Source organism: Rhizobium leguminosarum (assembly GCF_002953715.1).
In the GTDB taxonomy this organism is placed as follows: domain Bacteria; phylum Pseudomonadota; class Alphaproteobacteria; order Rhizobiales; family Rhizobiaceae; genus Rhizobium; species Rhizobium leguminosarum_V.
Genome location: NZ_CP025012.1, coordinates 3914914 through 3929354 on the forward strand (window position 1 = coordinate 3914914; position 14441 = coordinate 3929354).

Below are 14441 nucleotides of genomic sequence, written 5' to 3' on the forward strand. Positions count from 1 at the left end.
AGAGGATTTCGACAGTGGCTGACAACAAGACCGAAAACACCCTTTCCTCCGACGCGACGGAAGTGCGCGCCCAGAAGCTGAAGCTGCTGCGCGAGCAGATCGGCGAGGTCTATCCGGCGCATTTCCACCGCACGATGACCAATGCCGAGCTCATCGCGAAATATGAGAACCTGGAACCTGACGTCGAGACGCAGGATGTCGTCACCGTCGCCGGCCGCGTCTACTCGTCGCGCAACTCCGGCATGTTCATGGACATCCACGATGCCGGCGGCAAGATCCAGATTTTCAGTCACAAGGACACGACCCCGGAAGAAGCCCGCGCGCTGCTGCCGATGATCGACATCGGCGACATCATCGGCGTCACCGGTATCGTCCGCCGCACCAAGCGTGGCGAGCTGACGATCAACGCGCAGACGATCACCATGCTGACGAAGTCGCTGCTGCCGATGCCCGAGAAGTGGCACGGTCTCTCCGACATCGAGCTGCGTTATCGCAAGCGCCATCTCGACATCATGACCAACGAGGATTCGAAGCTGCGCTTCCAGCAGCGCTCGAAGATCCTCTCCGGCATCCGCCGCTTCATGGAAAATGACGGCTTCATGGAAGTCGAGACGCCGATGCTGCATTCGGTCTATGGCGGCGCCACCGCCGAGCCGTTCAAGACCCATCACAACACGCTGAAGCTCGACATGTACCTGCGCATCGCGCCGGAACTGTTCCTCAAGCGCACGCTGGTCTCGGGGCTGACCGACAAGGTCTTCGAGATCAACCGGAACTTCCGCAACGAAGGCGTCTCCACCCGGCACAATCCCGAATTCACCATGATGGAGTGTTACTGGGCCTATGCCGACTACGAGGACATCATGGACCTCGTCGAGCGGCTGTTCGAGAGCTTGGCGTTCTCCATTCACGGCGCGACGGAATTCCCCTTCGGCGACAAGACCATGTCCTTCAAGGGTCCGTTCAAGCGCGTGCCGATGCCCGATGCCGTCAAGGAAGCGACCGGCATCGACTTCCTCGCCATCAAGACCGATGAAGAGGCGCGCACTGCCGCCAAGGCTGCCGGTTTCGCGGTCGAGAAGGATTGGACCTGGGGCGAATGCCTTGCCTTCATCTTCGAGGAAAGGGTCGAATCCACCCTGATCCAGCCGTCGCATGTCACGCATTTCCCGAAGGACATTTCGCCCTTCGCCAAGGAAGTGCCGGGCGAGCCGCGCCTCGTCGAGCGCTTCGAGACCTATTGCAACGCCTGGGAACTCGGCAACGCCTTCTCGGAGCTGAACGATCCCGAAGAGCAGCGCCGCCGCATGGTCGAGCAGCTCGAACAGGCGCATGCCCGCGGCGAAAAGGAAAAGCAGCTGGACGAGGAATTCCTTGACGCGATCGACCAGGGCATGCCGCCGGCAGGTGGCCTCGGCATCGGCGTCGACCGTCTCATCATGCTTCTGACCAATGCGCCGTCGATCCGCGACGTCATCCTCTTCCCGGCCCGCCGCAACAAAGCCGACTGAGAACCACATTCCTTAAAATGAAAAAACGGGGCGCCCGAAAGGACGCTCCGTTTTGTTTTAAGCAGACTGGTGAAAAACCGAGCCGATGAACCAAGACACCGTGGTTTGGTCGATCACGGAGTGACGTTATTTCGTTGGTTCTTGTTATGACCGAGTTCGTCGTCACACTCAGATCATGTAGCCGCCGGCGACCTCGATTGTCTGCGCATTGATCCATGCGCTGTCGTCGGACGCGAGTATGGCGATGACGCGGCCGACATCCTCGGCTTCGCCGATACGACCGAGAGCCGTCTGTGAGGCAAGCAACGCGGCGAACTCCGGGTTCTTGTCCAGCGCAGCGTCGGCAAGATTGGTGCGGATAGGACCGGGCGAGATAGCATTGGCGCGGATCCTGCGATCGCCGAACTCCTTCGCCTGATAGCGGGTCAACGTCTCAAGTCCGGACTTGAGGGCTGCATAGGGCGCAACACCTGCTGTTGCGACGCGAACGGAAGCGCTCGTTACATTGAGGATCACGCCGCCATCGACCATCAGCGGCAGCAAGGCCTGCGTCAGGAAGAACGGCCCTTTCAGGTGGACATTCATCAAAGCGTCGAACTGGTCCGTCGTCACCGTCTCCATGAGATTGAACATGCCGAAACCGGCATTGTTGACGAGGCAGTCAAACGTATTCCGGCCCCAATAAGTGGAAAGCAGCCGTTTCACCTCCGCCACGAAGGCCGGAAAGCTGTCGGCATCACCGACATCGAGGGCAAGCGCAACGGCTTGACCACCGTCTGCCTTGATCGCGGCGATGACTTCATCCGCACCTGGCTTGTGGCTGTTATAGGTGAGGATGACACCCATGCCGCGCCTTGCGCATTCCTGCGCTGCCGATTGACCAATGCCACGGCTGCCGCCGGTAATGATTGCGATTTTCATCTCTGTCTCCTTCGCTTCGATGGCCGGAAGCTATGGGAAACAGTCGGCCTGCACTCCGCCGGAAACTGCCTCGTTCTTGCCTATTCCTGCTTTTGCCTTGCGCCGTGTCACTTGCTGGGTCAGGATTTCGCCATGCAAACAATGCTCGAAGAGATGCGCCGCTTGACGGCCCACGCTGAAAACCACCCGACGGAAACCAGCATACCCGGCATACTGATGGTCAAGGGGGAGATCCCCGAACACAAGCTCGGCGCCGTTTATGAGCCGATGGTCAACCTGATCCTTGATGGCAGCAAGACGCTGACGATCGCCGGGCAGGATTATTATTACGATCCAGCGAGCTACTTCGTGATATCGATCGATGTGCCGGCGACGGGCATGGTGCAGCAGGCAGGTTCCGACCGGCCCTATATCGGCGTCAGCCTATCGCTTGATCCGGCAAAGGTCGCAGCGCTTCTCCTGGATCTTCCGCCGCAATCCTATCAGGAGGGACAAAGCGGTGGCTATTCCGTCTGTCGCATGACGCCGGAACTTCTGGGTGCCTGGCTGAGGATGCTGCAACTCATGGAGCGCCCGCAGGATATCCCTGCCCTTGCCCCGGCCTACGAACGCGAAATCCTCTATCGCGTGCTGCAGGGACCGCAGGGCTGGATGCTGCGGGATATCGCAGCACCCGATAGCGCCCTGTCGCGGATACGGCTCGCCATTCGCTGGGTTCGCGAGCACTATGCCGAAGCGGTCGAGGTCGAAAAACTCGCCGCCCTCACCGCCATGAGCGTCTCGGCCTTTCATCGCCATTTCAAAGCTGTGACGGCGATGAGCCCGATCCAGTTCCAGAAGCGTATCCGCCTGCTGCAGGCCCGCCAGCTTCTGATTTCCCAATCCGGAAACGCCTCCTCGGTCGCCTATTCGGTGGGCTACGAAAGCGTCTCGCAATTCACCAGGGAATATGCACGTTTCTTCGGCCAGCCGCCGGCGCGCGACGCCTCGCTGATAAGGGAAAATATCAGGCCTGCCGCCTGATGCTTTTTGGGTTTAGTGCCCGCTCTTGGCCGGCGGTTCTTCTGCGGGAGCGTCTGCATCCTTGGGAGCCTGCTCCTTAGCAGACGGTTCCTTGGTCTCCGGTGCTGCGCCGTGTCCACCGGCTGCTGCCTTGCCCTCACCCTTTGTGGAAGCAACCGCGACCGGGTCGACGCAATCCTCGGGATCCTTGAAAGCGGCGCTGATCATGGCGATCTCGTCGAACGGCATCTCTATCCGCTCGCCGAAGAATAGCCCGTTTTCGCTGGCCTTGCCGTCGTAGTAGCGCGCTGTATAAGACTTGTCGTCGAGGCCGGGAACGGTCTTGTCGGGATGCGGGATATAGACGACATCGGCGCCGATCGCCCGGCCGCGAATGTCGGCGCGCAACGTCGGTCCGTTCTCGTCGAGAACCACCACCTGGACCAGGTCCGGCTTCTGCGCGGCATAAACGGCCTGGGCGACACGAAGCGCGGTCTTGACGCGCGTCATCCCGTCGGTCGGTTCAGTCTTGATGTATTTGCGCACCCAGACGTGATCCTGCTTCCTGATCGTCACCAGGTTGACGTCGCTGCATTCGAGTCCGTAGCCACCACCAGCGGCACCGATCAGCCTGTCCTTGCCGACATAGACCGCCGCACCGCCGGAAACGCCCGCCAGAAGAGCGACTCCACCGATGATGATTGCCAATTTCCGGGAAGGCCGGAAGATGCGCAGTAAGGCCTTCACGCCAACTGCTCCGCCATCTGAAACTCCAACGCAGGACAAGTGCTAAGAACGCTAAAGAAATGACGTTTCCGAAAGTTTAAGTGGGCGTGTGAAGCCTGCGCCATTTTGAGAAAACACCAAAAAAGGTCCGCTTTCCGGGCCGCTTGCCACGGCCTATTCCGCCATGCTCTAAACGCCCATGGCCTTCACGCTTCGCCAGGTTCAATATTTCATCGCCGTCGCCGAACAGGGTTCGGTGACGCGAGCCGCACAGAACCTTTCGATCTCGCAATCCTCGGTGACGGAAGCACTAAAGGAGCTCGAAACCGACCTCGGCGTCGAACTCTTCGAGCGCCATCCGCGCGGCCTGACGATCACCCATAACGGCCACCAGTTCCTGCGTCACGCGACGAAGATCCTGGCCTCTGTCTCCGATGCACGGACCAGTTTTTCCGGCCAGCAAGGCGCCCTCTCCGGCACGCTGAACATCGGCGTCACCTCGCTTGTCGCCGGCTACGTCCTCTCCGACCTGCTGGCGCGATATCGGCGCGCCTGTCCGGGCATCGAGGTCAGCGCCATCGAGGACAATGGTGGTTACCTCGAACATCTCCTGGTCGGCGGCGAACTTGATGTCGCCGTCATGGTGATTTCCAACCTGCGCGACCGGATGGCGCTGCAGGCGGAGATCTTGGAAACCTCGCCCTATCGACTATGGCTGCCGATGGGCCATCCGCTGGTTTCGGCCGACATCATCTCGGTCGCCGACATCGCCCGCGAACCGCTGATCATGCTGACGGTCGACGAAATCGAGGAGAACACCGGCAAGCTGCTCTCAGCCCTCGGCGCCCGCCCGCATGTCGCCTTCCGCACCCGCTCGGTGGAGGCGGTGCGCAGCCTGGTTGCAACAGGAGCCGGCGTGGCCCTGCTTCCCGATCTCGTCTACCGACCATGGTCGCTGGAAGGCGACCGCATCGAGAGCCGCGACGTCTCCGGTTCGCTGCCGGTCGTCCAGGTCGGCATGGTCTGGCGCAAGGGCTCCAGCCTGCCGCAGGCGGCGCGCGACTTCGTCGGTATCGCCGAAACCTTAAGATCCGGCCGCATTCGCTGATATCGGAATTTCCGATACCGTCTTTCTGATAAATGAATTTGCGAAAGCGGCCTTTTCGCGTCACCTTTTCATCCGGGAACAAACCGCCACAGAAGTGGCAAACCGGGAGACGGATGATGACGAATCTGTTGAAATCCTGCACGGCAGCGCTCGCCTGCCTGAGCTTCGCGACGCAGGTGATCGCCGCCGAACCGCTGAAGGCGCTCGGCAAGGGCGAAGGTGCGGTCAGCATTGTCGCCTGGGCCGGCTATATCGAACGCGGCGAAACCGACAAGAACTACGACTGGGTCACCGATTTCGAAAAGGAGACCAGCTGCAAGGTTTCCGTCAAGACCGCCGCCACTTCGGATGAAATGGTTTCGCTGATGAACGAAGGGGGCTTCGATCTCGTCACGGCATCGGGCGACGCCTCGCTCCGTCTCATCGCCGGCAAGCGTGTCCAGCCGATCAACACCGATCTGATCCCGAGCTTCAAGACTGTCGACGAGCGTCTGCAGAACGGTCCGTGGTATACGGTCGGCGGCGTGCATTACGGCGTCCCTTATCTCTGGGGGCCGAATGTGCTGATGTACAATACCGATGCCTTCAAGGACAAGGCGCCAACCAGCTGGAACGTCGTCTTCGAGGAGCAGACGCTGCCCGACGGCAAGTCGAACAAGGGCCGCGTCCAGGCCTATGACGGCGCGATCTACATCGCCGATGCCGCCATGTACCTAATGGCCCACAAGCCGGATCTCGGCATCAAGGATCCCTACGAATTGAACGAGGATCAGTACAAGGCCGCCCTCGACCTGTTGCGCGGCCAGCGCAAGCTCGTCTCCCGCTACTGGCACGATGCAATGATCCAGATCGACGACTTCAAGAACGAAGGCGTCGTCGCCTCCGGCTCCTGGCCTTTCCAGGTGAACCTGCTGCAAGCCGACAAGCAGAAGATCGCCTCCACCTTTCCGGATGAAGGCGTCACCGGCTGGGCCGACACCACCATGCTGCACGCCGACAGCGAACATCCGAACTGCGCCTATATGTGGATGGAACATTCGCTGAAGGCCAAGGTCCAGGGCGACGCCGCCGCCTGGTTCGGCGCCGTGCCCTCCGTTCCCGCGGCCTGCAAGGGCAATGAACTGATGGGTGATAGCGGCTGCGCCACCAACGGCTTCGATCACTTCGACAAGATCAAGTTCTGGAAAACCCCGGTCGCCAAATGCACGACGCAGGGCGAATGCGTGCCCTATCACCGCTGGGTGTCGGATTATATCGGCGTGATCGGCGGACGGTAACTTGCGTTCTCACTGAGGGGACTGTTGTAGCGTAGGACCCCTTCCCAACCCCTCCCCATACGGGGGAGGGGCTTCAGCGGCGCCGCCTCGTCCCTGCTGTATGCAGCAGTAAGGTTGTATCCGGAGGGTGCCGCAGGTTAAGTCCCTCCCCCTTCCGGGGAGGGGTTGGGGAGGAGTTTTTGCGTCTGCAAGAATCTCACCCGTTCAGTGCATCCCAAGAACCGGAGCCCCCATGACGTCAGCCGTCCGTTTCCAGCAGGTATCGCGCCATTTCGGCCAGGTTCGCGCCGTCGACGGCGTCGATCTCGAGATCGCGCCCGGCGAATTCTTTGCCATGCTCGGGCCATCCGGCTCCGGCAAGACGACGTGCCTGAGATTGATCGCCGGCTTCGAGCAGCCAACCGCGGGCCATATCCAGATCTTCGGCGAAACGGCCGACGGCATTCCGCCCTATCGCCGCAACGTCAACACCGTGTTTCAGGACTACGCACTCTTTCCGCATCTCAATATCCTCGACAATGTTGCCTATGGGCTGATGGTCAAGGGCGTCGGCAAGGCGGAGCGGATGAAGGCGGCAGGCGATGCCCTCGAACTCGTCAAGCTGCCGGGCTACGGCGCCCGCCGCCCCGGCCAGCTGTCCGGCGGCCAGCGGCAGCGCGTGGCGCTCGCCCGCGCGCTCGTCAACAAGCCGAAGGTGCTGCTGCTCGACGAGCCGCTCGGCGCGCTGGACCTGAAGCTGCGCGAGCAGATGCAGGAGGAATTGAAGAGCCTGCAGCGCGCGCTCGGCATCACCTTCGTCTTCGTCACCCACGATCAGGGCGAGGCGCTGTCCATGGCCGACCGCGTCGCCGTCTTCAACGATGGCAACATCGTCCAGCAAGGCACGCCGCAGGATATCTACCGCTGCCCGAAGACCCGCTTCGTCGCCGATTTCGTCGGCTCGTCGAACGTCATCGCGCCTGATCTGATGGCCCTGCTCGGCGGCGAGAAACGCTGGGCGAGCCTCCGTCCCGAGGCGATCCGGCTGGCAAGCGACGGCGTCGAGGCGAAAGTCGAAAATGCAAGCTTCCTCGGCGCGGCCACACGTCTCAGCGTCGATCTCAAGGGCAGCCGGCTGCATGTCATGCTGCCGGCGGGCGCGCCGGTGCCGGATGTCGGCGCCGGTATCCGCCTCGCCTGGCAACCGGCCGATATCCACTACATGGATGATGCGGCATGACGGCGCTCACCATCACAGGCGGCAAGACATCGATCCTTCCGGGACGCGGCGGGTTCTTCGGCCAGCTGTCGGATGCCTTCTGGCGGCACCCGAAGCTCTTGCTCTTCCTGATGCTGACGCCGCCGCTGCTCTGGCTCGGCATCATCTATATCGGCTCACTGATCGCCCTGCTTCTGCAGAGCTTCTTCTCGATCGACGATTTCTCCGGGCTGGTGAATACCGAATTCACCCTCTCGACCTATGCCCAACTGCTGAATCCTGCGAATTTCGACATCATCATCCGCACCCTGGTCATGTCGGCGCTGGTCACCGTCGCTGCCGCCCTGATCGGCTTCCCCATCGCCTATTATGCGGCGCGTTATGCGCAAGGCAAATGGAAGGCGCTCTTCTATCTCGGCGTCATGCTGCCGCTCTGGTCGAGCTATCTCGTCAAGATCTACGCCTGGAAGCTGATCCTCGCCAAGGAGGGCATCCTCACCTGGATCTTCGAGAAGCTCCATCTCTCCTGGCTGCTCGATGCCATCCTGAACCTGCCCGTCATCGGCGGAAACTCGCTGTCGGTCAGCTATCTCGGCACCTTCATCGTCTTCGTCTATATCTGGCTCCCCTATATGATCCTGCCGACGCAGGCGGCCCTCGAGCGGGTGCCCGGCAACCTGATCGAGGCCTCGGCGGATCTCGGCGCCACGCCGCGTCAGACCTTCCGCACCGTGCTCCTGCCCTTGGCGCTGCCCGGCATCGTCGCCGGTTCGATCTTCACCTTCTCGCTGACATTGGGTGATTACATCATCCCGCAGATCATCGGCTCGTCCAGGCTCTTCATCGGCCAGGCGGTCTATGCCCAGCAGGGAACGGCCGGTAATGTGCCGCTCGCCGCCGCCTTCTCCGTCGTGCCGATCGTCATCATGGCGCTTTATCTGTCGCTCGCCAGGAAATTGGGGGCGTTCGATGCGCTCTGACCTCAAGAGATCGCCACTGCCCCTGAAGATCGCCGCAGCCGGCGGGCTGCTCTTCCTGCACCTGCCGATCCTGCTGATCTTCGTCTATGCCTTCACGACGGAGGAAAAGAGCTATCAATGGCCGCCGCCCGGGCTGACGCTGCGGTGGTTTGCCGTCGCCTGGAACCGGCCGGACGTCTGGTCGGCGCTTGGCCTTTCCGTGCAGGTCGCCGTCATCGCCACGGCGATCGCGCTGGTCCTCGGCACGCTCTGTGCAGCAGCCGTCAGCCAGACGAAATTCTTCGGCCGCGAGGCGATCTCGCTGCTGGTCATCCTGCCGATCGCCCTTCCCGGCATCATCACCGGCATTGCCCTGCGCTCCGCCTTCAGTCTGTTCGACATCCCGTTTTCGGTCTGGACCATCGTGCTCGGCCACGCTACCTTCTGCGTGGTCGTCGTCTACAACAATGCGGTTGCCCGCTTCCGCCGCACCTCAGGCTCGCTGATCGAGGCCTCGATGGATCTCGGCGCCGACGGCTTCCAGACCTTCCGTCATGTCATCCTGCCGAATATCGGCACCGCCCTTCTTGCTGGCGGCATGCTTGCCTTCGCCCTGTCTTTCGACGAGGTCATCGTCACCACCTTCACCGGCGGCCAGCAATCGACCTTGCCGATCTGGATGCTCGAAGAACTCATCCGCCCGCGCCAGCGCCCTGTCACCAATGTGGTCGCCATGGTCGTGGTGCTCGTCACCTTCCTGCCGATCCTGGCAGCCTATTACCTCACCCGCGATGGCGACCAGATCGCCGGCGCCGGCAAATGAAAGGGAGAACATCATGGATATCCAAATGCTGATCGGTTCCCGCTTCGAAAGAGGCACGGAGACGGAAGAGCACATCCTGAACCCGAAGACGGGCGAGACGGTGATCGACCTTCCGGAAGCCTCGCTCTCCCAGGTCGATGCTGCCGTCGATGCCGCCGAAAAAGCCTTCACCAGCTGGTCGCAGACGACGCCTGGCGAGCGTTCCGGCTACCTGCTGAAGATCGCCGACGCCATCGAGAAGGATGCCGTCGGCTTCGCCACACTGGAGGCGCTGAACTGCGGCAAGCCGATCAATGCCGTGCTGAACGACGAAATCCCGGCGATCGTCGATTGTTATCGCTTCTTCGCCGGCGCCGTGCGCAACCTGCACGCACCGGCGGCCGGTGAATATCTGCCTGGCCACACCTCGATGATCCGCCGCGATCCTATCGGCATCGTCGGCTCGATCGCGCCGTGGAACTATCCGCTGATGATGATGGCCTGGAAGCTGGCGCCGGCCATTGCCGGCGGCAATACCGTCGTCTTCAAGCCTTCGGAGCAGACGCCGCTGACGGCGCTGAAAATGGCCAAGCTGCTCTCCGAAATCCTTCCCGAAGGCGTTGTCAACGTTATCCTCGGCCGTGGCGAAAGTGTCGGCAACGCCCTGATCAATCATGCCAAGATCGGCATGGTCTCGATCACCGGCGATGTCGCAACCGGCAAGAAGGTGCTGCAGGCCGCCGCTAAGACGGTCAAGCGGACCCATCTGGAACTCGGCGGCAAGGCCCCGGTCATCGTCTTCGACGATGCCGATATCGATGCCGTTGTCGCAGGCATCCGCACCTTCGGCTATTACAATGCCGGCCAGGATTGCACGGCCGCCTGTCGCATCTATGCCGATGCCAAGGTCTACGACAATTTCGTCGCCGACCTCTCCTCAGCCGTCTCGAGCATCCGCTTCAACCAGGCCGACGATACCGAAAACGAGATCGGCCCCCTGATCTCCAGGCGCCAGCGCGACCGCGTCGAGAGCTTCGTCGCCCGTGCTTCCGAGCACAAGCACATGGAGATCACCGCAGGCGGCAAGGTCTCCGGTGACAAGGGCTTCTTCTTCACGCCGACGGTCATTGCAGGCGCCCTGCAGGACGACGAGATCGTCCGCCGCGAGGTCTTCGGCCCGGTCGTCTCGGTCACCCGCTTCTCCGATGCCGATGATGCCGTTGCCTGGGCAAACGATAGCGATTACGGCCTGGCCTCCTCCGTCTGGACCAAGGATATCGGCCGCGGCATGAAGACCGCCGCCCGCCTGCAATATGGCTGCACCTGGATCAACACGCATTTCATGCTGGTCAACGAGATGCCGCATGGCGGCCTCAAACAGTCGGGCTACGGCAAGGACATGTCGGTCTACGCACTGGAGGACTACACCGCCGTACGCCACGTGATGATCAATCACGGCTGACCGGCGGGAAAGGCAAGGGTACGAAATTCGACGCAATGCCCATCGGTAGCACCGGGAGGGTGCTCCCCAGAGATCGCCATTCCATTCAAGCGATCTGGAACATTTTCCCGGTTGCCGCGTCTTTCCCAAGCAAACGCAAAGGATGATGTCATGCTGAAATGGGCTCTGATATTTTTTGTCATTTCGATCATCGCCGGCTTCTTCGGTTTTTCCGGCGTTTCTGCAGCGACCGCGACGATCGCACGCGTTCTCTTCGGCATTGCGCTGGTGATCTTCCTGATCTTCCTTGTCCTTGCGCTGATGGCCGGCCAGGCGATCCTGTGAGCGGTCGCGGGGGCCGCTGCGCATTGCGCTTGCGGCCCCCGCCGGCTGTTGTCGCCACAGCCCCTTTAAGCCCCGCGGCCTATTTCAACTCGGCAAGCAGGGCATCGGCACCTTTGCGGACGCCCACCATGGAGGCGTCCATCGCCGTGAAGCTTGCGCCGATATTCATCGCATTGGGATATTGCTTGGTGACATAGGAAGACACGAGCCGGTTGCTCGCAGCATCATAGATCTCCACGGCATAATTCACCGAACCGGTCATCGAACCTTCTCGGCCGCGAGCGGCCTGGACGGTGTTGTACAATCCGCCTGCGACGTCGATGCGCGTGACCGTTCCGAGTACCGCAGTCGTCGCCTTCGCACCCGTCAACGTCAGATGCAATCTGAGAGTTGCCGGAGCGACTGCACTGACGACCGCAAAGCGCGTCTTCAATTTTTCGGTGAATTGAGTCTGCATGTAATTGGCCAGGAAGCTCCTGTCCTTTTCCGGAAGCTTGCCAAACTGACTGTCAGGTCCGTTATAGACGGTAACGGGATCGACAATGATCCGGTTGTACTGGCTCCAGTTGACTTTCGTCTGATAGCGATACGGCACGCGGCCGGTTTTATCCTCAATGTTCGGCTGGAGCTGTGATGCCGAAGCAAGTCCGGAATAAACCGTGGGGTCAGGGGTCGTGCATGCGGCAACGCTCGAACAGGCGAGCATGAGTGCAACGCCGATTTTCAGATTTATTATCAATGACTTGGCTCCAGCTTTGGAAATGCCGAATGGCATGGGATCTGCTGGAACCGGTTTTATGGAATTCGAATGTTGCTGTGTTTGCTATGATATGCGGAAATGTTCGCGAGCCGTCTTTTGCTGCGAATGCAGCGCGATGCGTGACGACGCCACGACCACGACGGGCAGTAAGTCAATGTGATGAAGGGATCGACGGCGAGCCTCCGGGCTGGATCCCCTGAGGGGCGGGAAGATCGATCACGACGACCAGGCCGGTTGGCTTCCTGTCCAACAACGTCAATTGTCCATTGTGCGCTTTGGTGACGATTCCTTTGGCGATCGGAAGGCCGAGTCCAAGCCCGGAGCCGCCTTTGGCACCGATCTGGCGGGATTTATCCACTTTGAAGAACGGCTCCAGAACTTTCGCCTTGGCCTCATCGGTCAAACCTGGGCCGTTGTCGCCCACCGATATTTTGATCCCGCCATCGTCGCTCTCTTGCAGATCGATTTCGACTTGCTTTGCATAACGAGACGCATTGTCGACCAGATTGGTAATTGCCCGAGTAAGGGCCTGAGGTTTGCAGATAAACGCCAGCCGCCGCGGACCGGTGAAGCTCACATCGATGCCCATGTCGGAGAAGTCTGTCGCAATCGTCTGCAGCAGGCTTGAGATATCGACCTTTCGATCAGCCTCCGCAGTGGATGCGTCTTTAAAAAAGGCCAGGCACTCGTCGATCATGAAACTCAAGGTGGCGATATCGGCCAGCATCAGGCTGCGAAGCTCGGGCTCGCCGGAACGCTCGGCACGCATCCGCAATCTCGTCAGGGGTGTCCTGAGATCATGACCCACGCCACTCAGCATTCTTGTTCGATCCTCTGCCATGCTCTGGATTCGATCGCTCATGACGTTCAGCGATTCCGCCAGACTTCGAATCTCGGATGCGCCGTCCGGCTCGAAAGGCTTTTCCCAGCTGCCCTCCATGCTCGCTCGCTTTGCAGCGGCGGCAAAGTGCCTCAGAGGTTCGGTGATGAGCCAGCTGCTGAAATATGCGAGCAGCACCAGTGGGATGACGATTTTCAAAAATCCGCTCGCCGCGGCTGGAACAAACCAGACGTAGCTGGGAAAAACCGGCAGTTGAAAGACAAGCGCGCGCTTGTCGTCGATTCCGACAGTCAGTACATCAGGGTGTGATTGACCGATGGCGAAGCGATGAAATGCCGCGAAAATATTGTCGGCGAGCATTGTGTTGATGCGCGCCACCAGCTCGCTTGGAGATACCATCTGCTGTTTGCCGGCAAGCGGCCGGTCCAGCGACAATTTTTCGACCTCAACGCCGAGCGCTGCTGCTCTCTTGAGAACGGCGACTTCGTCTTGCGCTGAACTTGCCTGGGCAAATTGCTCCGCGACCATCGCCGCTTTGGCAGCAAACAGGCCGTTTTGAAACCCGCGATCATGACGGCCGTAGATATAGGGCTCCATGGCGGTCGCCACGACGGAAACGAGCACGACAAGGAAGGTCGCCAATATGAGGATCTGGCTTTGGATCGAAGCTCGCCGGAAATTTCTCAAGAGAGACGCTCTACCTTGGATGCGAAGAGATAACCGCCCAGCCGCACCGTCTTGATGAACGTCGGATCTTTCAGATTTGGTTCGATCTTTTGCCTGACCCGGCTGATGTGGGCGTCGATGCTGCGCTCGACCGGCCCCGCTGATCCGGCATGTGTCATCGACAAGAGCTGTTCACGCGTCAAAACCTTGTTGGGATTGCAGCAGAAGGCCAGAAGGATATCGAACTCCGCGGTTGTCATGGAAACCTGCGCTCCGTCCGCGTCGTGGAGTTGACGGCTTTTTGGATCGATGCGCCATCCCGAGAACATCATCGGTCCAAGTGCTTCCTCCTGATGATGAGCATATGACGCTCTGCGGAGAATACTCTTGATCCGGGCCAGCAGCTCGCGGGAGTTGAATGGTTTCGTGACATAGTCATCGGCTCCGAGCTCCAGGCCGAGAATGCGGTCGATATCCTCCTGGAGCGCCGTCAGCATCAGGATTGGCACCGAACACGACGCACGAAGCCGCCTGCAGATGCTGAAGCCGTCCTCGCCCGGCAACATCGCATCGAGGACGACGAGATCGAATTGCTGTCGCGCCATCATTCGATCCATAGCCGCGCCGCTGTCCACCGACGAGGCCTCGAAGCCGCTGGTTCGAACAAGGTCCACCAGCATATCTGCGATTGCCGGATCGTCTTCGACGATGAGGATATGAACCTGATTGGGAACTGCCATTTCTTACGCCATCGTCATTCGTTCTCTTGCCGGGAGATGTCTCTCGGCGCGAAATTACCACGTTTCACCGTGCCTCGGTCAGGCGGCCTCGGCCACTGTCAACCGCAGTGGTTAATCTCGCGGACATCAGACACCACACGATCT

At 60.5% G+C, this 14441-nt stretch carries 14 protein-coding genes; 9 read left to right on the forward strand and 5 right to left on the reverse strand.

What is annotated here, in order from left to right; translation table 11 throughout:
* Positions 1-14 precede the first annotated feature (14 nt).
* Positions 15-1511, forward strand: coding sequence for a lysine--tRNA ligase (gene lysS / locus CUJ84_RS19495; protein WP_105007416.1), 1497 nt, complete (start codon positions 15-17; stop codon positions 1509-1511).
* Between the two features lie 168 nt (positions 1512-1679).
* On the opposite strand, the gene CUJ84_RS19500 is transcribed toward lysS, so the two are convergent.
* Positions 1680-2432, reverse strand: coding sequence for an SDR family NAD(P)-dependent oxidoreductase (locus CUJ84_RS19500; protein ID WP_105007417.1), 753 nt, complete (start codon positions 2430-2432; stop codon positions 1680-1682).
* 132 nt (positions 2433-2564) lie between these two features.
* Here CUJ84_RS19500 and CUJ84_RS19505 point away from each other — a divergent pair, with 132 nt between their 5' ends.
* Positions 2565-3455, forward strand: a complete 891-nt coding sequence (locus CUJ84_RS19505; protein ID WP_105007418.1) for an AraC family transcriptional regulator — start codon at positions 2565-2567, stop codon at positions 3453-3455.
* A 12-nt stretch (positions 3456-3467) separates the two neighbouring features.
* On the opposite strand, the gene CUJ84_RS19510 is transcribed toward CUJ84_RS19505, so the two are convergent.
* Positions 3468-4181 (reverse strand): hypothetical protein, encoded by a 714-nt coding sequence (locus tag CUJ84_RS19510; RefSeq protein WP_027682822.1) that lies wholly within the window; start codon positions 4179-4181, stop codon positions 3468-3470.
* 178 nt (positions 4182-4359) lie between these two features.
* Here CUJ84_RS19510 and CUJ84_RS19515 point away from each other — a divergent pair, with 178 nt between their 5' ends.
* From CUJ84_RS19515 to CUJ84_RS19545, 7 genes are all read left to right on the forward strand, one after another.
* Positions 4360-5268 carry a LysR family transcriptional regulator gene (locus CUJ84_RS19515; RefSeq protein WP_105007419.1) on the forward strand — a complete coding sequence of 303 codons (909 nt, stop codon included), beginning with the start codon at positions 4360-4362 and terminating at the stop codon, positions 5266-5268.
* 116 nt (positions 5269-5384) lie between these two features.
* On the forward strand, positions 5385-6545 hold the full coding sequence (locus CUJ84_RS19520; RefSeq protein ID WP_105008250.1) for an ABC transporter substrate-binding protein: 1161 nt from the start codon (positions 5385-5387) through the stop codon (positions 6543-6545).
* A 232-nt stretch (positions 6546-6777) separates the two neighbouring features.
* Positions 6778-7764, forward strand: coding sequence for an ABC transporter ATP-binding protein (locus CUJ84_RS19525; RefSeq protein WP_105007420.1), 987 nt, complete (start codon positions 6778-6780; stop codon positions 7762-7764).
* A complete protein-coding gene (locus tag CUJ84_RS19530) occupies positions 7761-8723 on the forward strand; it encodes an ABC transporter permease (protein WP_105007421.1) in 963 nt (320 codons plus the stop codon). The genes CUJ84_RS19525 and CUJ84_RS19530 overlap by 4 nt, the downstream gene beginning before the upstream one ends.
* Positions 8713-9525, forward strand: coding sequence for an ABC transporter permease (locus CUJ84_RS19535; protein ID WP_105007422.1), 813 nt, complete (start codon positions 8713-8715; stop codon positions 9523-9525). The genes CUJ84_RS19530 and CUJ84_RS19535 overlap by 11 nt, the downstream gene beginning before the upstream one ends.
* Before the next feature lie 13 nt (positions 9526-9538).
* The gene (locus CUJ84_RS19540) at positions 9539-10966 is read left to right on the forward strand and encodes a gamma-aminobutyraldehyde dehydrogenase (protein WP_105008251.1); all 1428 of its coding nucleotides are present in this window, start codon (positions 9539-9541) and stop codon (positions 10964-10966) included.
* Between the two features lie 150 nt (positions 10967-11116).
* Positions 11117-11290: a DUF1328 domain-containing protein gene (locus CUJ84_RS19545; RefSeq protein ID WP_003552965.1), complete on the forward strand. Its 174-nt coding sequence runs from the start codon at positions 11117-11119 to the stop codon at positions 11288-11290.
* Positions 11291-11369: 79 nt separating this feature from the next.
* Here CUJ84_RS19545 and CUJ84_RS19550 read toward each other — a convergent pair whose 3' ends face one another.
* From CUJ84_RS19550 to CUJ84_RS19560, 3 genes are all read right to left on the reverse strand, one after another.
* On the reverse strand, positions 11370-12029 hold the full coding sequence (locus CUJ84_RS19550; RefSeq protein WP_199788733.1) for a DUF3313 domain-containing protein: 660 nt from the start codon (positions 12027-12029) through the stop codon (positions 11370-11372).
* Positions 12030-12201: 172 nt separating this feature from the next.
* Positions 12202-13578, reverse strand: coding sequence for a HAMP domain-containing sensor histidine kinase (locus CUJ84_RS19555; protein ID WP_105007424.1), 1377 nt, complete (start codon positions 13576-13578; stop codon positions 12202-12204).
* The gene (locus tag CUJ84_RS19560) at positions 13575-14297 is read right to left on the reverse strand and encodes a response regulator (RefSeq protein WP_105007425.1); all 723 of its coding nucleotides are present in this window, start codon (positions 14295-14297) and stop codon (positions 13575-13577) included. The genes CUJ84_RS19555 and CUJ84_RS19560 overlap by 4 nt, the downstream gene beginning before the upstream one ends.
* Positions 14298-14441 lie beyond the last annotated feature (144 nt).

Bases quoted from the DNA above. Each gene is read 5' to 3' on its own strand.
- CUJ84_RS19500 (WP_105007417.1), bottom strand. From the start codon at position 2,432: ATGAAAATCGCAATCATTACCGGCGGCAGCCGTGGCATTGGTCAATCG.
- CUJ84_RS19505 (WP_105007418.1), top strand. From the start codon at position 2,565: ATGCAAACAATGCTCGAAGAGATGCGCCGCTTGACGGCCCACGCTGAA.
- CUJ84_RS19515 (WP_105007419.1), top strand. From the start codon at position 4,360: ATGGCCTTCACGCTTCGCCAGGTTCAATATTTCATCGCCGTCGCCGAA.
- CUJ84_RS19520 (WP_105008250.1), top strand. From the start codon at position 5,385: ATGACGAATCTGTTGAAATCCTGCACGGCAGCGCTCGCCTGCCTGAGC.
- CUJ84_RS19525 (WP_105007420.1), top strand. From the start codon at position 6,778: ATGACGTCAGCCGTCCGTTTCCAGCAGGTATCGCGCCATTTCGGCCAG.
- CUJ84_RS19530 (WP_105007421.1), top strand. From the start codon at position 7,761: ATGACGGCGCTCACCATCACAGGCGGCAAGACATCGATCCTTCCGGGA.
- CUJ84_RS19535 (WP_105007422.1), top strand. From the start codon at position 8,713: ATGCGCTCTGACCTCAAGAGATCGCCACTGCCCCTGAAGATCGCCGCA.
- CUJ84_RS19540 (WP_105008251.1), top strand. From the start codon at position 9,539: ATGGATATCCAAATGCTGATCGGTTCCCGCTTCGAAAGAGGCACGGAG.
- CUJ84_RS19545 (WP_003552965.1), top strand. From the start codon at position 11,117: ATGCTGAAATGGGCTCTGATATTTTTTGTCATTTCGATCATCGCCGGC.
- CUJ84_RS19560 (WP_105007425.1), bottom strand. From the start codon at position 14,297: ATGGCAGTTCCCAATCAGGTTCATATCCTCATCGTCGAAGACGATCCG.